This is a genomic window from Mycobacterium sp., from assembly GCF_004298145.1.
Classification (GTDB): domain Bacteria; phylum Actinomycetota; class Actinomycetes; order Mycobacteriales; family Mycobacteriaceae; genus Mycobacterium.
Genome location: NZ_SCRH01000049.1, coordinates 12,035 through 34,195, shown reverse-complemented (window position 1 = coordinate 34,195; position 22,161 = coordinate 12,035). Strand labels below are relative to the sequence as shown.

Annotated in this window: 18 protein-coding genes and 1 pseudogene; 5 read left to right on the top strand and 14 right to left on the bottom strand. The window is 67.3% G+C overall.

Translation table 11 applies throughout. The annotated features are described in order from the left end of the window. Positions 1 to 155 precede the first annotated feature (155 nt). The gene (locus EPN51_RS21455; RefSeq protein WP_293046651.1) at positions 156 to 1,514 is read left to right on the top strand and encodes an HNH endonuclease signature motif containing protein; all 1,359 of its coding nucleotides are present in this window, start codon (positions 156 to 158) and stop codon (positions 1,512 to 1,514) included. A 6-nt stretch (positions 1,515 to 1,520) separates the two neighbouring features. On the opposite strand, the gene EPN51_RS21450 is transcribed toward EPN51_RS21455, so the two are convergent. Together EPN51_RS21450 and EPN51_RS21445 are read right to left on the bottom strand one after the other, a co-directional pair. Then, positions 1,521 to 2,609 (bottom strand): dihydrodipicolinate reductase, encoded by a 1,089-nt coding sequence (locus EPN51_RS21450; protein WP_293046649.1) that lies wholly within the window; start codon positions 2,607 to 2,609, stop codon positions 1,521 to 1,523. A 5-nt stretch (positions 2,610 to 2,614) separates the two neighbouring features. Then, the gene (locus EPN51_RS21445) at positions 2,615 to 3,640 is read right to left on the bottom strand and encodes a Rieske 2Fe-2S domain-containing protein (protein WP_293046647.1); all 1,026 of its coding nucleotides are present in this window, start codon (positions 3,638 to 3,640) and stop codon (positions 2,615 to 2,617) included. 120 nt (positions 3,641 to 3,760) lie between these two features. Between EPN51_RS21445 and EPN51_RS21440 the strand changes: the two genes are divergently transcribed. Further along, entirely contained in the window at positions 3,761 to 4,411 is a 651-nt protein-coding gene (locus EPN51_RS21440; RefSeq protein WP_293046645.1) for a TetR/AcrR family transcriptional regulator, read from the top strand. Between the two features lie 15 nt (positions 4,412 to 4,426). Here EPN51_RS21440 and EPN51_RS21435 read toward each other — a convergent pair whose 3' ends face one another. From EPN51_RS21435 to EPN51_RS21415, 5 genes and pseudogenes are all read right to left on the bottom strand, one after another. After that, the gene (locus EPN51_RS21435) at positions 4,427 to 5,503 is read right to left on the bottom strand and encodes a PDR/VanB family oxidoreductase (RefSeq protein WP_293046643.1); all 1,077 of its coding nucleotides are present in this window, start codon (positions 5,501 to 5,503) and stop codon (positions 4,427 to 4,429) included. Positions 5,504 to 5,511: 8 nt separating this feature from the next. Then, positions 5,512 to 7,263 (bottom strand): SDR family oxidoreductase, encoded by a 1,752-nt coding sequence (locus EPN51_RS21430; protein ID WP_293046640.1) that lies wholly within the window; start codon positions 7,261 to 7,263, stop codon positions 5,512 to 5,514. Between the two features lie 3 nt (positions 7,264 to 7,266). Then, positions 7,267 to 8,175: a metal-dependent hydrolase gene (locus tag EPN51_RS21425; RefSeq protein ID WP_293046659.1), complete on the bottom strand. Its 909-nt coding sequence runs from the start codon at positions 8,173 to 8,175 to the stop codon at positions 7,267 to 7,269. A 122-nt stretch (positions 8,176 to 8,297) separates the two neighbouring features. Beyond that, positions 8,298 to 9,761 (bottom strand): annotated as a pseudogene (locus EPN51_RS21420) (NAD(P)/FAD-dependent oxidoreductase). A gap of 22 nt (positions 9,762 to 9,783) precedes the next feature. Beyond that, positions 9,784 to 10,245, bottom strand: a complete 462-nt coding sequence (locus tag EPN51_RS21415; RefSeq protein WP_293046637.1) for an SRPBCC family protein — start codon at positions 10,243 to 10,245, stop codon at positions 9,784 to 9,786. A 112-nt stretch (positions 10,246 to 10,357) separates the two neighbouring features. On the opposite strand from EPN51_RS21415, the gene ald reads away from it, so the two are divergent. Then, positions 10,358 to 11,473 (top strand): alanine dehydrogenase, encoded by a 1,116-nt coding sequence (gene ald, locus EPN51_RS21410; RefSeq protein ID WP_293046657.1) that lies wholly within the window; start codon positions 10,358 to 10,360, stop codon positions 11,471 to 11,473. 14 nt (positions 11,474 to 11,487) lie between these two features. On the opposite strand, the gene EPN51_RS21405 is transcribed toward ald, so the two are convergent. The 5 genes from EPN51_RS21405 to EPN51_RS21385 all read right to left on the bottom strand — a co-directional run bounded on the left by EPN51_RS21405 (position 11,488) and on the right by EPN51_RS21385 (position 18,047). Next, positions 11,488 to 12,513: a nitronate monooxygenase gene (locus EPN51_RS21405; protein WP_293046634.1), complete on the bottom strand. Its 1,026-nt coding sequence runs from the start codon at positions 12,511 to 12,513 to the stop codon at positions 11,488 to 11,490. Between the two features lie 60 nt (positions 12,514 to 12,573). Further along, on the bottom strand, positions 12,574 to 13,941 hold the full coding sequence (locus EPN51_RS21400) for a pitrilysin family protein (protein WP_293046631.1): 1,368 nt from the start codon (positions 13,939 to 13,941) through the stop codon (positions 12,574 to 12,576). Beyond that, positions 13,928 to 16,189, bottom strand: coding sequence for a polyribonucleotide nucleotidyltransferase (locus EPN51_RS21395; protein ID WP_293046628.1), 2,262 nt, complete (start codon positions 16,187 to 16,189; stop codon positions 13,928 to 13,930). Before EPN51_RS21395 ends, EPN51_RS21400 begins: the two co-directional genes overlap by 14 nt. A gap of 377 nt (positions 16,190 to 16,566) precedes the next feature. After that, positions 16,567 to 16,836 (bottom strand): 30S ribosomal protein S15, encoded by a 270-nt coding sequence (gene rpsO / locus EPN51_RS21390; RefSeq protein WP_066950523.1) that lies wholly within the window; start codon positions 16,834 to 16,836, stop codon positions 16,567 to 16,569. 242 nt (positions 16,837 to 17,078) lie between these two features. Beyond that, a complete protein-coding gene (locus EPN51_RS21385) occupies positions 17,079 to 18,047 on the bottom strand; it encodes a bifunctional riboflavin kinase/FAD synthetase (RefSeq protein ID WP_293046607.1) in 969 nt (322 codons plus the stop codon). A 113-nt stretch (positions 18,048 to 18,160) separates the two neighbouring features. On the opposite strand from EPN51_RS21385, the gene mntR reads away from it, so the two are divergent. Further along, on the top strand, positions 18,161 to 18,865 hold the full coding sequence (mntR, locus tag EPN51_RS21380) for a manganese-binding transcriptional regulator MntR (protein ID WP_293046604.1): 705 nt from the start codon (positions 18,161 to 18,163) through the stop codon (positions 18,863 to 18,865). A 57-nt stretch (positions 18,866 to 18,922) separates the two neighbouring features. Here mntR and EPN51_RS21375 read toward each other — a convergent pair whose 3' ends face one another. Continuing rightward, positions 18,923 to 19,642: a TetR/AcrR family transcriptional regulator gene (locus EPN51_RS21375; protein ID WP_293046601.1), complete on the bottom strand. Its 720-nt coding sequence runs from the start codon at positions 19,640 to 19,642 to the stop codon at positions 18,923 to 18,925. 95 nt (positions 19,643 to 19,737) lie between these two features. On the opposite strand from EPN51_RS21375, the gene EPN51_RS21370 reads away from it, so the two are divergent. Beyond that, complete coding sequence (locus EPN51_RS21370; protein WP_293046598.1) at positions 19,738 to 20,901, top strand: cytochrome P450; 1,164 nt, start codon at positions 19,738 to 19,740, stop codon at positions 20,899 to 20,901. On the opposite strand, the gene EPN51_RS21365 is transcribed toward EPN51_RS21370, so the two are convergent. Next, positions 20,898 to 22,160 carry an acyl-CoA dehydrogenase family protein gene (locus EPN51_RS21365; protein ID WP_293046595.1) on the bottom strand — a complete coding sequence of 421 codons (1,263 nt, stop codon included), beginning with the start codon at positions 22,158 to 22,160 and terminating at the stop codon, positions 20,898 to 20,900. The genes EPN51_RS21370 and EPN51_RS21365 overlap by 4 nt on opposite strands. Position 22,161: the final 1 nt, after the last annotated feature.

Below are 22,161 nucleotides of genomic sequence, written 5' to 3'. Positions count from 1 at the left end.
TCGATGGGTTCATTAACAGCCACCACCCGAACCCTGGGGCAGAAGTGTCACCACCAAAACCGCCCAAACTATCACCGATGTCCTGACACAGAACTGTCACCGATGTCTTGGTAGATGACATTTCCCCCGGCGGCCCCGCGATATAAAATTCGAACATGCATTCGATCGAAGTTCCGGCCGAGGTATCCGCCGCCCTGGCCGCGCAGGACGCCGCCGACGCGGCGATCCGCGGGCTGAACTTCGACGTGCTAGACCCCGCCGTCCGGCTGCGCGTGCTCGAACGGATGGAGACCTCGCGCCGGCGGCAGATCGCGGTCAGCCACGACGTGATCGCGGGCCTGGCACGAGAGGACCCCGCCACGATCGGCGGCCAGGTGCACCAGGTGGTCGCCGACTGGCTGCGGATCAGCTGCGCCGAGGCGTGCCGTCGGCTTCACGACGTCAACCAGCTGTCACCGCGACTGACGCTCACCGGTCAGGAGTTGCCGCCGGAGTTGCCGGCCACCGCCGTGGCGTGGCGCGACGGCGTGCTCGATGGCCAGCATCTCCGCGTGATCCAGGCGTTTGTGCGCGATCTTTCGGAGTCCACACCCGTACACAAGGTGGAAAACGCCGAGCGATTCCTGGCCGAACAGGCGCAGAAGCTGCGGCCGGATCAGTTGCAGAAGGCCGCACACCGGTACGCGCTGGGGATCAACCCCGACGGAAAATTCTCCGACGCCGACCGCGCGCGTCAGCGTGGCTTCACCTGGTGCGGCCAACGTTCCGACGGGATGAGCATCGGCAAGCTGATCGCCTCCCCGGAGCTGCGGGCCAATCTGGACGCGTGGATGTCCCACTTCGCCGCGCCCGGGATGTGCAACCCGGACGACGAAACACCGTGTGTCGAGGGTGAACCCGATGACGAGTGTGCGCGCCGGGACATGCGTGGTCCCGCTCAGCGCCAGCACGACGCGCTCAACGCCCTGGTGCGCGGGCAGCTGGGCGATCCGAAACTCGGTCGGCACAACGGATTGCCGGTGGCCGTGATCGTGTCGACCACGCTGCAGGAGCTGACGTCGGGCACCGGGCGCGCGGTGACCGGTGGCGGAACGGTGCTGCCGATGCGCGACGTCATCCGGATGGGCCGCCACGCCTATCACTATCTCGCCGTGTTCGACGAGCATTCAAGCCGCCCACTGTATCTCGGCCGATCGCGGCGCATCGCCACAGCGGACCAGCGCGTCGTCCTGTACGCGCACGACCGCGGCTGCACCCACCCCGGCTGCGACGCGCCCGGCTATTGGTGCGAGGTGCATCATTTGAACGAGTGGGCGGCCGGCGGCATGACCGATGCCGACAACCTCACCTTCGCCTGCGTGCCGCATCACAAGCTGGTCGAAAAAGGTTGGCGCACAAGGAAGAACCGAGGCGGCAGCACCGAGTGGATACCGCCGCCGCGGTTGGACCGCGGGGTCCGCACCAACGATTATCACCACCCCGAACGCGTCGTCGGCGACCGCGCCGGGCCGTGACCCGGTCTACTTGATAAACCGCCCGGCGAATCCGCGCAGCGGCAGGTCGGCGCTGGTGATGAGCCCCGGCGGCGCGGCGATCACCGACTTGATCGACGCCAGCGCGGGCATGCCGGTGACGGTCATGCCGATGGAGGCGAAGTTGTCCGGGTTGGACAGGTCCACGCCGGGCTTGGGAAAGATCATGTGCTTGTTGTAGACGCACGGATCGCCCTTGATCTGGGTGATGTAGCAGCCCTTGATGTTCCAGCTCGGGTCGGTGTGCGGGGTCATCTGCCATTCCAGGTGCGTCTCGACCCGCGGCACGCCGTCCACCATGCCCTGATACTTGATGTAGTTGCCGCCCAGGGAGCCCTTGGGCAGCGTGTACCAGCCCAGGTCGACATCCTTGGTGCAGGCGCCCAGCTCGTAGCTGAACTTGACCTCGTCGAGCGGCAGCTCGAAGCAGTCGGCCATCATGTACACGCTGTCGGCGAAGACGCGGGTGTACTTCTCGAGTTTCGACGGGATCTCCGGATCGTCGACCGGCCGGCCGTAGCCGACCTCGATCCAGGTGTCCTTGGAGTGGTGGCACGACACGTCGACGGACTCGATGGTGGTGATGTTCTCGATGTCGGCGACGTCGGCCGAACACACCACGCCCAGGATCTGGTTCAGGCCCGGGTTCATTCCGGTGCCGTAGAAGGTCGCGCCGCCTTTCGCACAGGCCTCCGCCAGCAGCCGGCTCACCGGCTTGCCCGACGGGTGCGGGTGATTCTTGTCGCGATGCCAGCCGGTGATCCAGTCCGCGGTGGTGACGATATCGATCCCCGCCTCTAGCACTGTGACGTAGAGGTCCTCGTCGGGGAACACACCGTGGAAGGTCAGCACGTCCGGCTTGGCGGCGACGATCTCCTCGACGGTGCCGGTGAACTTCACCCCATTGGCGCCCACGCCGGCGAACTCTCCGGTGTCCTTGCCCACCTTCTCCGGCGAATAGCAGTGCACGCCAATGAGTTCAAGATCGGGCTGAGTCGCGATCCGCCTGATCATCTCCGAACCGACGTTTCCGCTTCCGACCTGGAAGACGCGGATCGGTCCAGCGGGTGCATTCATGCGATTCAGCCTTTCCGGGATGCTGCGTACACTTCGGCGGCGCTGCCGCCGATACCATCGGGATAGAATTGCTTGGCCCACTGGCGAATTGCCGTGAATCCCTCGTACTCCGCGGTGGCCAGTGCCGGGGGATCCGAATACCGTTGGTGCCGCCAGATTTCGATGTCCTGGGTGAACTGGTGGATCACTTCGTGGGCGAATTCGGTCGCCTTGAGTTCGGCGCGGTCCGAATCATTGCCCGGCACCCGGCCGATGTAGACCATGAACCGGACGTCGGACGTGCACTCGTCCACCGGGGTGATCGCCGAGATGGTGCGGTTGTCGATCATGCCCCAGCTCTTGGTCACCGCAATCCCCAGGCCGGCGTTGATGGCCTGCACACCGCTGTTGACGTCCTCGATCTTCTGTCCGTCGTCACCTTCGAAGGTGATGGTGAAGTCGACGTAGGACACCGGCTCGGCAAAGTCGTGGCGGGTGAACACCGGCACGATCGGGGTGTTGTGCACGTATTTGAAGTGCGCGAAGTCGACGCCGTTCTCCAGCACGTACTGCGGATGCATTTCCAGGGTCTCCCGGTACAGCCGCTGCTGCGGGTAGTAGTCGTCGACGCTGCTGCCGTCGCCGAAGGCGGCGAACACGTCCGGCGGGTCGAAGTAGGGTTCGCGGCGATCGACGTCGTGCCAGATGTAGACCGAGGCGTTGCGTTCCACCACCGGGTAGGTGCGCATACGCCGGCCGCGGTTGGGCCGGTCCTGGTACGGGATGCAGACGTTGCGGCCCTCCTGGCTCCACTGCCAACCGTGGAACGGACACTGCAGCACCTCCCCGACGACCTTGCCGCCGTACCCGAGGTGCGCGCCGAGGTGCTCGCAGTAGGCGTTCATCACGGTGAGCTGACCCGATTCCGCGCGCCAGGCGACCATCTCGGAGTCGAAGTACTTCATCTTGTGCACGTCGCCGACACCGATCTCGTCGGACCAGGCGACCTGGAACCAGCCGGTCGGCTTCATCGACAACGGCGGCTTAGCCATCGAGCCCTGCCATCTGAACTGCCCTCCCTCGGGTACGAATATAGGCCGCGGCCCGAGAAAATCAAAGTACCCTCTATGAAATTCCCCGTGCCGCCCGACCCGAGTGGATAAGATCGCCAAATGACCCGTCAGAGCAGCGGAGCCGGCATCGCGGGCCGGCGGCCCAATCGGCGGGGCCATGCGACTCGCGAAAGCATGCTCGAGGCCGCGCTGCGCTCGCTGGGCTCCGGCGAGCCGGGCTCGGTATCGGCCAACCGCATCGCCAAGGACATCGGCGCCACCTGGGGTGCGGTGCAATACCAGTTCGGCGACACCGACGGATTCTGGGCCGCGGTGCTGCACCGCACCGCCGAGCGGCGCGCCGCGACGTTCTCGACGCTGTCGGCACCGATCTCACCGGAGGCACCGCTGCGTGAACGTGTCGGCGCCATCATCGAGACGCTCTACAGCGGCCTGGCATCGCCGGATTCACGCGCGATCGAAAACCTGCGGGCCGCGCTGCCGCGCGATCCCGACGAGCTCGAACGCCTCTACCCGCGCACCGCCGCCGAGCTGTTCTCCTGGGGCAAAAGCTGGCTGGAGACCTGCCAGCAGGCGTTCGCCGGGCTCGACGTCGACCCGGACCGGGTCCGCGAGGTGGCCGCCCTGATTCCCGGTGCGATGCGCGGCCTGGTGTCGGAACGACAGCTCGGCTCCTACGCCGACCTCGACATGGCGCGCAGGGGTCTGACCAACGCGCTGGCCTCCTACCTCGAGCAGTCCCGGCCGTAACCCGGCGCCACCTGCTCAGGCGTCGATGACCACCCGCCCGCCGTCGGCCCGCGAGACACACACCAGCATGCCGTTATCGCCCGCCGCGGCACGCCCGCGGTGATCCACCTGTCCGGCAAGCAGTTTGACCCTGCACGTGCCGCAGAAGCCTTGCCGGCACGAGTAGGGGGTCGTCGGGTCGCGATCGAGCATCACGTCCAGCGCCGTCCGATTCGCCGGCACCGCGAGCACCTCGCGTGATCGCGCGAGCTCCAGCTCGAACGGAACCCCGTCGACGATCGGTGCCGGGCTGAACCGCTCGTAATGCAATGGCGCGCCGGCGTATTGGTTGCGCGCGACCCGGACGGCCTCGAGCATGGCACTCGGCCCGCACACATAGACGGCGGTCACCGGGCCGGCGCCTGCCAGCAACTCGTCGACGGTGGCGAAGCGGCCGTACTCGTCGTCGGCCCACACCGTCACCCGGCCCGGGGCCACCGACACCACTTCGTCGAGCAGCGGCATGTATTCGCGGCTGCGGCCGGCATAGATTGCACGCCAATCGATCCCGCGCTGTTCGGCGACGCGGATCATCGGCAATATGGGTGTCACCCCGATGCCGCCGATGACGAACAGCACGTCGCGTTCGGCCGTGCCGAGGTAGAACGCATTGCGCGGCCCTTCGAACTCGCACGTGTCGCCCACGTCGAAAGCCTCATGCATCTCGATGGATCCGCCCCCGCCGTCGGCGATCCGGCGGACGGCGATGCGGTAGTCGGTGCGCCGGCCGGGCGGACCGCACAGCGAGTATTGCCGGCGCCGGCCCGAGGGCAACAGGATGTCGAGATGCCCGCCGGGCGTCCAGGACGGAAGCAGCCCGCCGTCGGGGTCGGCCAATGTCAGCGCGACGACGTCCGGCGCGACGGCCTCGCGCTTGGTCACGACCGCTTTCAGCTTGCGCTGCACCGGCTTCACCCGCGACGGCTGCCACCGCGACACCGTGGCGAAGCCCTCGAACACCGCCCGCACACCCCACAACAACGACCCGAAGCGATCGTGGTCACGCCGGCCGTACAGGTCGGCGGGCCTGCTGGCCCAAATGCTCTCCGGCACCGATCCCCCTACTTCTGCCGAATGTCCAAGCGTGCGAACAGCCGAACCATCCCGGGGCTGATGCGCCGCATCGCGTAGCCGATCCCGGACTCGGCGGCGATCGGCAGCACGGCGGGCCCGGTCCTGATGGCCTTCACGATCGCCTTGGCGGTCGCCTCGGGGGTGAAGTTGCGGCGCCGGTAGGCGGCGTCGGCCTTGCCCCGCGCCCGTTCCTGCTGCTGCGCGCTCATTCCGGCATAGATCGTGTTTTTGGCGATGTTGGTGTTGACGAATCCCGGGCACACCGCGGTGACGCTGATGCCCTCGTCGGCGAAGTCGGCGCGCAATGATTCGCTGAGCGCCAGCACGGCCGCCTTGGTGGTGCTGTAGGCGACCATCGATTTCGATGGCAGGTAGGCCGCCGCCGAGGCCACGTTGATGATCGTTCCGCCCTCGCCGCGCTCGACCATCTGCGCACCGAACGCCCGGCTGCCGGAGATGACGCCGCCGACGTTGACCCCCATGATGTTTTCCCAATTCGCCGAGCTGGTCTCCAGGAACCGGCCCGCCATCCCGATGCCGGCGTTGTTCACCAGGATGTCGACCACCCCGTGCTCGTTGCGTACTTGCGCCGCAAGGTCGTTCATCGCGGACTCGTCGCTGACGTCGATCCGGTAGACCGCGGCCTCGGCGCACGCGGCGCGAACCGCGCCGGCGGTTTCGCCGGCGGCGACCAGATCACGATCGGCCAGCACGACCTTGCGGGCGCCGCGGCGGGCCAGTTCCACCGCGGTGGCCCTGCCGATCCCGGCGCCGGCTCCGGTGACCAGGGCGAGCTTGCCGCGCACCTCGCGCCGTTCGCCGCGCACCTCGGCCGCGACGGGCCCGCCGGCGACGCTGGAATCGACCCATTCGGCGGTCAGCCGGGCGACGACGTCCGGTCGCGACGTCACCACCCAGTGCCCGCCCTCGATCCCGATCACCCTGCCGCCGTCGGGAATTGCGCCGGTGAAGCGCTGCAGCGCGGGCGTGACGAAGACGTCTCGTCGCGGAACCAAGGTCTGCACGGCGACCGTGGTCTTCGGCAGCTGCGGACCCGGTGCCAGCATCGGCGCGGGCATGTTCTGCCGGTACAGGTTGAGCCCGTTGACATAGTCGGTGGTCGATCGCCGCGTTTCGTGGCGCTGGCTGCGGGTGCTGGAGCGGCCGATGCCTTCAAGGGCCTCAACGACTTTCACGCCGACGTGCGAGCGAAACGACAGTTCCGGCACTCCCGGGCACAAGAAAAATCCGATATAGCCCGACGAGATCAGCTGTCTGACGACGCGGGCCACCGCGCGCGGCGTGCGCGCCGACCGCAGAAACGCCCCCGCGTACTGCAGGTGCGGACCCGAGATCGACGTGAACGAGGCCACTTTGCCCATCACCGAGTCGTCGGTGACCGCCGCCCACGCCTGAATCGAGCCCCAGTCGTGGCCCAGCAGGTGCACCCGCTCCACACCCAGGCTGTCGATCACCGCACCGATGTCGGCGACCAGTTGCGCAAACAAGTACCCGGAACGCTTTGCGGGAGAGGATGATTCACCCGCCCCACGCACATCGTAGGCGACGAGGTTGTAGGGTCGGCCGGCCAGCTCCTGAGCCACGCCGTCCCAGACATGGTGGTTGTCCGGAAAGCCGTGAATCGCCAGGATGGTTGGGTATGCCGGGTCGATTTCGGTGTAGCGGTGGACAGCCAGCGTGACGCCGTCGCCGGCGGTGATGCTCGACGTGGTGGTCATGAGTCAGTGCGAAGCCCGCGCGGCGGGTGAGACGGCCAGGTAGTCGACGGCAAGGCCGAGTCCGCCGAGCTGCGAGGGGTGAAAGCCCGGCCGGTAGTAGTTCCCGATCGCCCGCACGAATCGCAGCGGCCCCGGCACCAAACCGCGGCGCGCCGCGCGCCAGTAGTCGCGCCACCGCGGCTTGGTGCGCGGCGCCAGGTAGGGATCCAGCGAATACATGAACCGCACCCCGCGAATCCACAACAGCAGCATGGCGGGCGACACGACCAGCTGGGCGCGCACCTGCCGCCAGTAGCCGGCCCGCAGATGCTTCATGGTGTCGAAGGCCACCGCCTTGTGTTCGACTTCTTCGGCGCCGTGCCAGCGCAGCATGTCCAGCATCACCGGATCGGTACCGATCTTGTCGTGGGCCGGCGAGTCGAGAATCCACTCGCCCAAGATGGCGGTGTAGTGCTCGATGGCGGAGACCAGAGACACCTGCTCGAGCAACCAGCTCTGCTGGCGGCGCTGGCTCCAATATGGCCGGGGCCCGAGCAGCTTGTCGAACAGCCACTTGATCTGGCCGGTGTAGGGCGTCAGGTCGATGCCGCGCGCTGCGAAGTGGGCGAGCACGTTGGTGTGCGCTTGAGAATGCACCGCCTCCTGGCCGATGAACCCCTGGACATCCAGCCGCAGCTGATCGTCTTTGATCAGCGGCAAGGTTTGCTTGAACACCTCGACGAAGAACTCTTCGCCCGCGGGCAGCAGCAGGTGCAGCACGTTGAGGACATGGGTGGCGAACGGCTCACCGGGCACGTAGTGGAACGGCAACGTCGCCCAATCGAAGTCCACGTCACGCGCCTCGAGGACCAGACGCTCGTGGTCTAGCGACGCGTCATGTGGACCCGCTGCCTGGTTGTCGACGGTCAGCATCATGCCCCCTACCTCGGCGTTTAGCCCTCGATCAAGTCTTTTCGGTGGACGTCGCGCGCCCCAAGTATAGGTACGCGACCCCAGATATGCGAAACCGCCGGTACTGGGTTTCTGCCCGCCGCTCAGCGGGCTCCGACATGCGGGCGCAGGTGGTACTGGCCGGGGTCGGGGTTCGCCAGCATCCCGCGGTGTTCGGCCGGCGTGAGCGGCCACACCTCGGGCACCCCGTCTTTGTTGAGGTACCAGCTGTTACAGCCGGTGGTCCACACGGTGTCCGGCATCGCGGCGCGCAGCTTCGCGTTGAAACTCTCGGTCGCCGCGGCCGTCGGCTCGATCGTGTCGAATTCGCGGCGGCGCCAACGTTCGATCCAGCCCAGGATGTGGTCGGCCTGTGATTCGGCCACGGTCGTCAGTGCCAGATTCCCCACCGGGCTGTGCGGCCCCAGCATCATGAAGAAGTTGGGAAAGCCCGACATTGCGACGGTTTGGTAGGCCCGCGGCCCGTCGCGCCACACGTCGTCGGCGGCGATCCCGTCGCGGCCGATCAGCCGCATCGGCCGGAAGAACGCGTGCGTGTCGAACCCGGTGGCGAGCACGATGACGTCCGTCTCGTGCAGGACGCCGTCGTCGGTCACGATGCCGCGCCGTTCCACATGATCGATACCGGTGGTGACCAGCTCGACATCGTCGCGCTGCATGGCCCGGTAGAAGCCATTCGACATCACCAGCCGCTTGCAGGCCGGGGTGTAGTCCGGCGTCAGGGCCCGGCGCAACTGCGGATCACGCACCTCCCACAGGCTGGCGCGGCAGAGTGCCGCCATGATCTTTCGGCGCAGGCCGGGCTTAGTCAGTCCCACCGCGAAGAAGTCGAATACGGCGCTGTACCCCCGGTAGGCGATCCGATCGAGCCACGGCATCTTCCGTCGGGTGATCCCCGTGAAAGTGCTGTAGCGCGGATTCGCCAGCCGAAGCACCCATTGCGCCGTGCGCTGGAACAGCATGACCCTGCCCGCCACCCCGGCCAGACCGCACACGAGCTGCACACCCGTCGACCCGTTGCCGACGACCGCGACCCGGCGGCCCCGCACGTCGATGCCGTGATCCCAGCGCGCCGAGTGAAAAACGTTGCCGCCGAAGTCATCCAATCCCGCAAGCGATGGCATTCGCGGGTGATGCAGCACGCCGGTGGCCGAGATCAGGAAGTCGACACTCGATTCCTCGCCGGCGTCCGTGCACAGCACCTACCGGCCATCGTCGAAACACGCCTGGGAGATCTCGGTGCCGAACCGGATCCGTTCGCGCAAACCGTAGCGATCGGCTATGTCTTCGAAATAGGCCTGGATTTCACCGCCGGGTGAAAACAAGTGCGACCAGTTGGGGTTGCGGGCAAAGCTGTACTGGTAGATACGCGAGGGGACGTCGCAGACCAGCCCCGGATAGGTGTTCTCCCGCCAGGTGCCGCCCACCTCGTCGGCCTTCTCGAAGATGGTCACATCGGTAATACCGCTGCGCAACAGGGCAATTGCGACGCACAGACCGGACATACCGGCTCCGACGACGGCTACGGCGGGATCGCGTCGCGTCATCGGAACTCCCGCGATCCTTCGGCTACTCGATTTCGGCGCGCTGTTTGAGGCGCTGCAGCGTGAGCCGGATGTGCTCGGTGTTGGCGGCCACCCGATCGGTGACGCCGGTGGCCTTGCCGGCGACCTTGCGGAACCACCCGGGCCTGCGGTCCCAGGTGCTTTCGGTGACCTCACAGCCGCCGTCCGCCGCGACGATGTCGTATTGCCAGCGGGCGATCGGAAGGATGGTGTGGGTCACGTCGAAAGCGAACCGTCGGCCCGGTTCCGCGTCGGTGACGGTGCATTTGGTGCTCCAGCGCCGGCCGCCGCTTTCGTTGTGGCCGGTGAACACCGCGCCCGGGCTCACCGCATCACCTTTGCGCCACTCCATCGCCACCGCCTCCTCGGCCAGCGACGCCAGGGTGGGCAGGTGGGTGATGAGCCGGTACACCACGTCGGGGCGGGCATCGATCCGCACGGTGGCCGAAACGCCGGGGTCGGTCATCCGCCGATCATAGCCAGCAGGCGATGTAATTCATATCGATTGCGGACCATCCGAGCTTTCCTACACTTGAAGGGGCTTCACAATTGAATGAATGGGCGAACAAGGGGCGATCATGCGAGTCGGCGTACCGACCGAGACCAAGACGAACGAGTTTCGCGTTGCCATCACCCCCGCCGGTGTCGCCGAGTTGATCCGCCGCGGTCATGACGTGCTCGTCCAGTCCGGCGCCGGCGAGGGATCCTCCATCACCGACTCCGAGTTCAAGGCGGCGGGTGCCCAACTCGCCGATACGGCCGAACAGGTTTGGGCCGACACCGACCTGCTGCTCAAGGTCAAAGAACCGGTCTCGGCCGAGTATGGCCTGCTGCGGCGCAACCAGATTCTGTTCACCTATCTGCATCTGGCCGCGTCGCGTGCCTGCACCGACGCGCTGTTGGCGTCCGGAACGACGTCGATCGCCTACGAGACGGTCCAAACCGCTGACGGCACACTGCCGTTGCTGGCGCCGATGAGCGAGGTGGCCGGGCGGATGTCCGCTCAGGTGGGGGCGTATCACCTGATGCGCACCCACGGCGGGCGCGGCGTGCTGATGGGCGGCGTGCCGGGCGTCAAACCGGCCGATGTCGTGGTGATCGGGGCGGGCACGGCCGGCTACAACGCGGCCCGCGTCGCCAGCGGCATGGGGGCAATGGTCTCGGTTCTCGACGTCAACATCAACAAGCTTCGGTTGCTCGATGCGGAGTTCGGCGGACAGGTCCGCACCCGCTACTCGTCGGCCTATGACCTGGAGGGCACCGTCAAGCGCGCCGACCTGGTCATCGGCGCCGTGCTGCGCCCCGGCGCGAAGGCTCCCCACCTGATCTCGAATTCTTTTGTCGCACAAATGAAGCCGGGCGCCGTATTGGTGGACATCTCCATCGATCAAGGTGGGTGCTTCGAGGACTCGCGGCCCACCACGCACGACCACCCGACCTTCGCCGTGCACGACACGGTGTTCTACTGCGTGGCGAACATGCCCAGCGCGGTGCCCAAGACGTCGACGGTGGCGCTGACGAACGCGACGATGCCGTATGTGCTCGCGCTCGCCGAGCGTGGCTGGCGGGCGGCGTGCCGCTCGGATCATGCTCTGGCCAAAGGTCTTTCGACGCATGACGGCGCGCTGCTGTCCGAGCAGGTGGCCACCGACCTCGGCCTGCCGTTCACCGACCCGGTCGGCCTACTGGGCTGACCGCCGGCGCGGGCCTAACCGCCGGCCGCGAGGCCGGCGATGATGTCGGCCGCGGGCCCGGCGCTGGCGTGCTTGAATGCCGCCCCGGCCCACAGCGGTATTCCGTTCGGATCCTCGATGGCGGCGGCCGCTTCCCGGATGGGCGATGTCATCTGGTTGACCTCGGGGTAGCCCAGCGGCGCCACGTGGTCGAGCATGCGGGTGAAGTCGTTTTCCAGACCGCGCGCGTAGCGGCCCGAGAACGCCCGCGTCACAACGGTGGTGGCGAACAGCGGGTTTTTCAGGGCGGTGCGGTGCGCGGGGTTGGTGCCGGCCTCGTCGGCGAGCAGTAGCGCGGTGCCGACCTGGGCGGCCACCGCTCCCCTGCGCAGCGCGGCCGCGACCTCGTCGGCGGTGCCCAGCCCGCCCGCGGCGATGATCGGGACGTCATGCGCGTTGCGGATGCGATCGATGAGCTGATGCAGCGACTCGTTGGCGGGTTCCATGTCGGGCGCGAACGTGCCACGGTGCCCGCCGGCGGCGGGGCCCTGGGCCACCAGGCTGTCAGCGCCGGCTGCGACGGCCACTCCGGCCTCGTAGGCCGACGTCACCGTGACCATGACCAGCAGGCCCAGCGCGCCCAGGCGCCGAATCACATCGGGCGGCGGGACGCCGAACGTGAAAGACACCAGCTCGGGGCGGACGTCGGCCACCACCTCGAGCTTCTGCTCCCACCCATCGTCGTCGCCGTACTGCGGATGACCGACCTCCACTTGGTAGTGGTCGGCGATTTCCTCGAGTTCCGCCGCGTAGTAGTCCAGCGCCACCCAGTCGGCGACGCTGGGCTGGGGCACAAATAAATTCACCCCCAGCGGGCCGGTGGTGGCCTTGCGCGCCGCGGCGATGTCGTCGGCGAACTGCTCGGCGCTGAGATACCCGCCGGGGACGAAACCGAGCCCACCGGCGTTGGACACCGCCGCGGCCAACGCGGGAGTCCCGGGCCCGCCGGCCATGGGGGCCCCCACGATGGGCACCACGATGTCCCAAAAGCCCAGTACCATTCGGCTAGTACGTCGACGGCGAGCGCCGGTACGGCGCGAGTGCGGAGGCGGACATTTGAGCTACCCTACCATCGCCCGAAGTTGTTGGGGCAGTGACCGTTTGGCCGCATAGGGGCCAAGAACCGCGGCGCCGAAGCGCTGGTCGAGCAGCCGGTGAGCGACGGCGTTGACTTCATCGACGGTCACCTGGTCGATTTGCCGCAGGGTGTGCTCGATGGTGCGGTGTTTGCCGTAGTTGAGCTCGCTGCGGCCCAGGCGACTCATCCGCGAGCCGGAATCTTCCAGGCCCAGCACCAGACCGCCACGCAGCGAGCCCTTGGCGATGCGGCACTCCGACTCGGTGATGCCGTCGCGGGCCACGGAGTCGAGGACCTTACTGGTCACGGCCATGACCTCGGAAAAGCGTTCGGGCTGGCAGGCGGCGTACACGGACAGCGCGCCGCTGTCGGCGAAGATGTCCACCGTCGAATAGACGGAATAGGCCAGCCCGCGCAGCTCTCGGACCTCCTGGAACAGCCGAGAGCTCAGGCCGCCGCCCAACGCGGTGTTCAGCACCGACAGCGCCCAGCGGTGCTGCCAGCCGCGCCCGGGGGTGCGCACACCCAACGACACGTGCGTCTGCTCGGCGTCCCGGTTGCCCAGCGTCAGTCCGGGGCGGCCGGTGACCCGCCCGGCACCCTTGCGCGGCGCGATGGGCTCGCGTCCGCGGACCAGACGCGGGCCGAAGTGCTCGCGCACCAACGCGAGGACGTCGTCGTGGTCGACGTTGCCGGCCACCGCCACCACCATGCGTTCGGGCGTGTAACGGCGGACGTGAAACGAGTGCAGCTGGCTTCGCGTCATCGACGTCACCGACCGCGCGGTGCCGATGACGGGCCGGCCCACCGGATGGTCACCGAACAGCGCGCCCAGGAACATGTCCCCGAGCGCGTCCTCGGGGTCGTCGTCGCGCATCGCGATCTCCTCGAGGACCACGTCGCGTTCGAGTTCGACATCCTGGGCGGCGCAGCGGCCGTTGAGCACCACGTCGGCGACCAGGTCGACGGCCAGCTCCAGGTCGGTGTCGAGCACATGCGCGTAGTAGCAGGTGTGCTCCTTGGCGGTGAACGCGTTCAGCTCTCCCCCGACGGCGTCCATCGCCTGGGCGATGTCCACCGCGGTACGGCTGGGGGTCGACTTGAACAGCAGGTGCTCGAGGAAGTGCGCCGCACCGGCGACGGTGGCACCCTCGTCGCGCGAACCGACGCCGACCCAGACCCCGACCGAGGCGGAACGCACCGCGGGTAGATACTCGGTGACCACCCGCAAGCCGCCCGGCAGCGTGGTGCGGCGCAGTGCGGCTTGCGGTTCGGGGTCCGCCGCGGCGGTGAGTTTGCCCCGCCTCAGCGCGGGGTCAGCTGCGCGCTTTTCCGAATCAGCTCGCGGCATCGGCAGGGGCGGCCGCCGGAGCGTCGGCGGGGGCCGAGCTGTCTTCCTCCACCAGCACCAGCGAGATCTTGCCGCGCTTGTCGATGTCGGCGATTTCGACGCGCAGCTTGTCGCCGACGTTCACCACGTCCTCGACCTTCGCGATGCGCTTGCCCCTACCGAGTTTGGAGATGTGCACCAGGCCGTCGCGACCAGGCAGCAGCGACACGAACGCACCGAAATCCGTTGTCTTGACCACGGTTCCGAGGAACCGTTCGCCGACCGTGGGCAGCTGCGGGTTCGCGATGGCGTTGATCCGGTCGATCGCGGCCTGCGCCGAGGGCCCGTCGGTGGCGCCGACGAACACGGTGCCATCGTCCTCGATGGAGATCTGCGCGCCGGTCTCCTCGGTGATGCCGTTGATGACCTTGCCCTTGGGGCCGATGACCTCACCGATCTTGTCCACCGGAACCTTGATGGTGGTCACCCGCGGCGCGTAGGGGCTCATCTCGTCGGGTGCGTCGATGGCCTCGGCCATGACCTCGAGAATGGTCAGGCGCGCATCTTTGGCCTGGGCCAGCGCACCCGCCAGCACCTGCGACGGGATGCCGTCGAGCTTGGTGTCCAGCTGCAGCGCGGTGACGAAGTCCTTGGTGCCCGCGCACTTGAAGTCCATGTCGCCGAACGCGTCCTCGGCCCCCAGGATGTCGGTCAGCGTGACGAACCGGCGCTCAAGCCGGCCCTCCCCTTCAATCTCGACGTCGTCGGAGACCAGGCCCATGGCGATGCCGGCCACCGGCGCTTTCAGCGGCACACCGGCATTCAGCAGCGAAAGGGTGGACGCACAGACCGAACCCATCGACGTCGAGCCGTTGGAGCTCAGCGCCTCGGACACCTGACGGATGGCGTACGGGAACTCCTCGACGCCGGGCAGCACCGGGATCAGGGCCCGCTCGGCGAGCGCGCCGTGCCCGATCTCACGCCGCTTGGGCGAGCCCACCCGGCCGGTCTCGCCGGTGGAGAACGGCGGGAAGTTGTAGTGGTGCATATAGCGTTTCGAGGTTTCCGGTCCCAGCGAGTCGATCTGCTGCGCCATCTTGACCATGTCGAGCGTGGTCACACCCAGGATCTGGGTTTCACCGCGCTGGAACAGCGCGCTGCCGTGCGCGCGCGGCACCACGGCGACCTCGGCCGACAAGGCGCGGATATCGGTGATGCCGCGGCCGTCGATGCGGAAGTGATCGGTGAGGATGCGCTGCCGCACCAGCTTCTTGGTCAGCGAGCGGAACGCGGCGCTGACCTCCTTCTCGCGGCCCTCGTAGGTCGCAGAGTCCCCAGCCAGGCGCGCCAGCACCTCGGCTTTCAGCTCGTCGGTGCGCGCGTCGCGCTCGGCCTTGCCGCCGATCGTCAGCGCCTTGGCCAGCTCGTCGGTGGCCACCGAGGCCACCGAGTAGTAGACGTCTTCCTGGTAGTCCGGGAAGGTCGGGTACTCACCGACGGGCTTGGCGGCCGCGTCGGCCAGCTCCTGCTGAGCCGTACACAGCGCGGCGATGAACGGCTTGGCGGCCTCTAGGCCTTCGGCCACAACGGTTTCCGTCGGTGCCTGGGCACCGCCCTCGACGAGCTCGATGACCTTGTCGGTGGCCTCGGCCTCGACCATCATGATCGCCACGTCGTCATCAACCTTGCGGCCCGCGACCACCATGTCGAACACGGCGCGCTCAAGCTGCTCGACGGTCGGGAACGCGACCCAGGTGCCGTCGATCAGCGCGACCCGCACGCCGCCGATGGGGCCGGAGAACGGCAGCCCGCTGATCTGGGTGGAGGCCGACGCGGCGTTGATCGCCACCACGTCGTACAGGTCGTTGGGGTCCAGGCTCATGATCGTCACCACGACCTGGATTTCGTTACGCAGGCCGCTGATAAACGACGGGCGCAGCGGACGGTCGATGAGCCGGCAGGTCAGGACCGCGTCGGTGGAAGGACGGCCCTCCCGACGGAAGAACGAGCCGGGGATGCGACCGGCGGCGTACATCCGCTCCTCGACATCGACGGTCAGCGGGAAGAAGTCGAAGTGTTCCTTGGGGCTCTTGCTGGCGGTGGTCGCCGACAACAGCATGTTTTCGTCATCCAGGTACGCGACCACGGCGCCGGCGGCCTGCTGGGCCAGCCGGCCGGTCTCGAACCGGATGGTGCGGGTGCCGAAGCTCCCGTTGTCGATGGTGGCGGTCGCCTCGAACACGCCCTCTTCAATTTCAGCGACAGACATAGACGTCCGTACGGCCTCTCTTATTCGGCTGTTTCGCGTCATCACGCGCAACCTGGAGAGGGTCCGCAGGGCCCGGTCGGGCCTGCGAGTCACCCTGGGAGCTTCCCGAAGAGCCAGTCTGAATACGGCTACGGCCATCGATCGAAGCGGCCGAGAAGCCCCAGATCCGGAGAGCCCGGCAGCCACTACCGAAGACCGCCCGATGCAGACTGGGCTGCTCCCTCGAAGGTGCGTAGTGACACGCTGGAACGGCACACGCGGATCTGCGTGACCGCACCGTTTGCTCGGGCCGAACCGGCCCAGAACGTCCTCACTCTACACGGGCGACCCCGCCCCGCCAGCATCGTGCGGGATTGCGGGGAGCTGACGCCCCGGCGTCAGCGACGCAGGCCGAGGCGCTCGACCAACGAGCGGTAGCGCGCCACATCGATCTGGGCGACGTATTTGAGCAGCCGGCGCCGGCGCCCCACCAGCAGCAGCAGTCCGCGCCGCGAGTGGTGGTCGTGCTTGTGCACCTTCAGGTGCTCGGTCAGGTCGGCGATCCGCTTGGTCAGCAGCGCGACCTGGGCCTCGGGGGAACCGGTGTCGGTGTCATGCAGGCCGTAGGTGCCCAGGATTTCTTTTTTCTGCTCGGCTGTCAGCGCCACGAACTATCTCCATCAATCGGTCCGCGAAAGGTAAATGTTTCAAAGCGCGGCCACCGCGAACCGCAGCACGCGCCGATGTCGTCCGGCAGTTTAGCAGCCGGGCCGCGCCCGGCTCCGCCGCGCTCGCGATCGTCACGTGTCGGACGGTGACGACCCGCCGCGCCCGGCTCCGCCGCGCTCGCGATCGTCACGGGTCGGACGGTGACGACCCGCCGCGCCCGGCTCCGCCGCGCTCGCGATCGTCACGTGAGCAGTTGGCGCGCCCGATCGGTGTCGTTGCCCATCGCGACGACGAGTTCCTTGACGGAGTCGAACTTGTGCTGGCCGCGGATACGGGCGACGAAATCCAGCGCCACGTGCTGCCCGTACAGGTCGGCGTCGGTGTCCAGGACGAACGCCTCGACCGTGCGGGTGCGCCCGGAGAAGGTCGGGTTGGTGCCCACGGAAACCGCCGCCTGATAGCGCTCGCCCGGGACGACGGTGCCGGTCACCGGCCCGTGGCCGAGCACGGTGAACCAGGCCGCGTACACGCCGTCGGCCGGGATGGCCGAATACATCGGCGGTGCCACGTTCGCGGTCGGGAAACCCAGTTCGACGCCGCGCCCGTGACCCCGCACCACCACACCCTCGACCCGGTGCGGGCGGCCCAGGGCTTCCGTGGCCGCCACCACGTCACCGGCGTCCACACAGGACCGGATGTAGGTGGACGAGAACGTCACGGTCTCGTTGCTGTGGTGCTCGGAGAGCAGCGACATCGACTCCACGGCGAACCCGAATCGATCGCCCGCGCGCCGCAGGGTCTCGACGTTGCCGGTCGCCTTCTTACCGAAGGTGAAGTTGTCCCCCACGACGACCTCGACCACGTGCAGGTTCTCCACCAGCAGCTCGTGCACGTAGCGGTCGGGGGTGAGTTTCATGAAATCGGTGGTGAACGGCATCACCAGGAAGACGTCGATGCCCAGCTCCTCGATCAGCTCGGCGCGCCGCGTCAGCGTCGTCAGTTGCGCCGGATGGCTGCCGGGATAGACCACTTCCATCGGGTGCGGGTCGAACGTCATCAACACCGTCGGCACGCTGCGCGCACGCCCCGCTTTCACCGCATGCGCGATCAGCTCCGCGTGGCCGCGATGCACACCATCGAACACACCGATGGTGAGCACACACCTGCCCCAGTCCGTGGGAATCTCGTCTTGGCCGCGCCACCGCTGCACGACCGCAAGCCTACGGCGCGGAGTGCCCGGCCGGGAGATCCGGAGGGCGCAACACCCGCCGGGGTGGCGGGGAACACGCCGGATCCGGATTGGGTTGCCTAAACTTTGTCGTTGTGAGGGCTGACGAAGAGCGTGGCGGTCTCACCGCGGTCGGCCAGGACTACCTCAAGGCGATCTGGAACGCCCAGGAGTGGTCCCCCAAGGACGCGCCGCACAAGGTCAGCACGAAGATGCTGGCCGAGAAGATCGGGGTGTCGGCCAGCACGGCCTCGGAGTCGATCCGCAAGCTCGCCGAGCAGGGCCTCGTCGACCACGAGAAGTACGGCGCGGTGACCTTGACCGAGGCGGGGCGGCGGGCGGCGCTCGAAATGGTGCGCCGGCACCGGCTGCTGGAGACCTTCCTGGTCAACGAGCTCGGCTACGCCTGGGACGAGGTGCACGACGAGGCCGAGGTGCTCGAGCACGCGGTGTCGGATCGTCTGGTGGCCCGCATCGACGCCAAGCTGGGGTTCCCGCAACGCGACCCGCATGGTGACCCGATCCCGGCCTCCGACGGGCAGGTGCCCACCCCGCCCGCGCGCCAGCTGTGGGCGTGCGGCGACGGGGACGCCGGGACGGTGGCCCGCATTTCCGACGCCGACCCCGAGATGCTGCGCTACTTCACCGACGTCGGCATCAATCTCGACTCCCGGCTGCGGGTCCTCACCCGGCGCGAGTTCGCCGGCATGATCTCGGTCGCGATCGAATCCGGCGACGGCGCCGAGACGACCGTCGATCTGGGCAGCCCGGCCGCGCGGGCGATCTGGGTGACGGCCTAGCCCGCGGCGATCGCCAGCGCGGCGAAGCCGGGTGGATGCGGGCTGTCGCCCGACACGCTAGGACGTGTCCGGGGAACGCGCGGCCTCCTGTAGCGCGGAGAGCGCCTCACGGGCCCGATCCAGTGCGAAATCCAGGCTTTCGATGCGCGAGCGGATGCTGCCGGAGAACTGGTGGGCGCGATGAGCGCTGAGTGCGGGCGTCAGGTAGGTGCGAACTCGCTTGATGACGGCCGCAGGACTTCGGTCGGTCTGCACGACGGCGAGGTAGAGCTGCTCGACGGTCCAGTGCACGATTTCGTCGATCGACACATCGTCGCGCACCTCTCCCGCGGCACGCCCGGCCTCGATGGCCGGGCCCAGGGTGGCATTGGCGATTGCGTCGGCTTCGGGGCCGAAGTCGCCCGCCGGTTTGAGCGCAAATAACTCGCGGACGATCGGGTCGTTGGGCAATTCGCGGACCAGATAGAGAAACGCCGCCTCGAGCTTGGCGAATGCACCGACGTGGCAGGCCATCTCCGTCGCGCATTCGAGCTTGAAGCGATCTGAACGGGCCAGCGCGACCGCGACGACGAGCTGATCGCGGCCCCCGAGCTTGCGAAAGGCGGTGGCCCGCGATACGCGGGCGGCCGCGGCAACCACCTCGATGGACAGTTGATCGACGCCGTGGCGTTGGAGCCAAACGTCGGCCGTCCGAATTAACCGGTCCCGAACACTATCCGGCGGCGCCGCGGTGTCCGACGCCACGTAAATATCAGCCGCGGAAGTGACATTAACCACACCAACGATGGTACTCTAACGGCATTTCGTCTCAGGGAGGAGACTTTCGATCCGTAAGTCGCAGGGGGCTGTACGACTCAACTCGAGGAGTAACCATGCAAGTCACCTGCCCCGCACTGCCGAAGCTGGAATCGCTGCCGTTCGCGAACGACCGCAATGAGGCGTGGCGCACGCTTCTCGCGGCGGGGAAGATCGCGGTATCCGACGCTGGGGTCTATTTCCTGAGCAGCGCCGACGTCGTCGAGCAGGCGGCGACCTCCCCCAAGCTGTTCTCTTCGCAAGGGGCTTTCGGATTCGCCGGAATGCCGTTCCCATTGATACCGATCCAGTCCGATCCGCCCGAACACACCCGTTATCGCAAGACGCTGGACAAATATTTTGGCCCCCGCCGGATGGCCGAGCGGGAGCCGCAATTGCGGAAACAAGTAGGTGACCTCATCGATGCGATCAAGTCATCCGGGGATACCTGCGACGCCATGGGTGCGCTCGCCATTCCCTTCCCCTCTCAGGTCTTTTTGACCCTGTTCGGCCTGCCGCTGGCCGACCGGGACAAGCTGCTTGCCTGGAAGGACACACTGCTGAACTTCTCGACGGAGGACAGCGTGCCGTCACCCGAGGCCATGACACTGGGTCTCGAGATGACGACCTACCTGATCGAGCGCATCGCCGAACGACGCGAAGCTCCTGGGGACGATGATCTGTTTACCCTGCTGGTGACCGACACCAGCGAGGGTGCACTCACTGACCCCGAGATCATCGGGCTGTGCTTACTGTTCATCGCCGCCGGTCTGGATACCGTGACCGCGGCCGCCGGGTTCGCCCTCTACGAACTGGCGCGCAACCCGTCGCTGCGCGCGAAGCTCGCCGCCGATGAAAGCGCGGTCCCGAATTTCATCGAAGAGCTACTGCGTGTCGACGGGCCGGTACCCCATGTGCCACGGATGACCACGGCCGACGTCGAAGTGGCGGGGGTGACGATTCCCGCGGGCTCACAGTGCTGGCTCGGCATCGGGACCGCTAACCACGATCCCGAGCGCTACCCGGACACCGACGTGCTGCACGACACCCGCACCAACCACTTCGCGTTCGGTCGCGGTCCGCACCGCTGCCTGGGCTCGCACCTCGCCCGCCTGGAGTTGCGCCTCATCATCGAGGAATGGAACCGACGGATCCCGCAGTATTCGGTGCTGCGCGAACCTACGCTGGGGTGGCCGCGAGGAATCCTGCATTTCGACGAACTGCACCTCAAAATCGGCTAGGAGCTCAGCAGGCCCTTGGCGATGTGGGTGACCTGCACCTCGTTGCTGCCGGCGTAGATCATCAGTGACTTGGCGTCGCGGGCCAATTGCTCCACCCGGTACTCGGCCATATATCCGTTGCCGCCGAACAGTTGCACGGCCTCCATCGCCACGTCGGTGGCCGCCTCCGACGAGTACAGCTTGATCGCCGACGCCTCGGCCAGCGTCAGCGGTTTACCGGCCTGCTGGCGCTCGATGGTGTGAAAGACCATGTTCTGCACGTTCATTCGGGCGATCTCCATCTTCGCCAGCTTGAGCTGGATCAGCTGGAACTGCCCGATGTTCTTCCCCCACAGCGTGCGGCTCTTCGCGTAATCGACGCACAGCCGGTGGCATTCGTCGATGATGCCCAGGGCCATCATCGCGATCCCGATCCGCTCGGCGGCGAAGTTGGCGCGGGCGCTGTCGCGGCCGTCGCCATCGGTGTGCTGTTCGCTCTCGCCGAGCAGCCGGTCCGGGCTCAGCCGCACGTTGTCGAAGAACAGCTCCCCGGTCGGCGAGGACATCATGCCCATCTTCTTGAACGGCTTGCCCTGCGTCAGGCCGGGCATGCCCGCATCGAGCACGAAGACCAGCACCGGCCGGTTTCGTTTGTCCGAATCGGAGTCGCCCACTGCGTCTTCAGCGAGCTTCGCGTACACGACCAGGACGTCCGCGCAGGGGCCGTTGGTGATGAAGGTCTTCTGCCCGTTGAGGATGTAGTCCCCGCCGTCGCGTTTGACGTAGGTCTTCATGCCACCGAACGCGTCCGAGCCCGAGTCCGGCTCGGTGATGGCCCACGCCGCAATCTTTTCCAGCGTCATCAGCTCGGGTAGCCAACGCTCCTTCTGGGCCAGCGTGCCGCGGCTCATGATGGTCGCCGCGCCCAGGCCGAGGCTCACCGACGCGGTGCTCAGCAGCCCGATGCTGACCCGGGCGATTTCGGACACCAGCACCGCGATCATCGATCCCTGGGCCCCGCCGCCGAAACCGCTTTCGCCGTCCGGCTTTTCGTCGGGCTCGCGCGCCCCGTCGAGCTTGGCCCGTTCCCGGTCCAGCATCTTCTTGACCGACTCGGCGGCCATCACGTCGAGGCCGAACTGGCTGAACAGCTTGCGCGCGATCGGATAGGGCGACATCGCGCCGGTTTCCAATTCGTCCACATGCGGCCGGATCTCTTTGTCGACAAACTGCCGGACGGCGTCCCGGACCATCAGGTCGGTGTCGGACCACTCGATCATG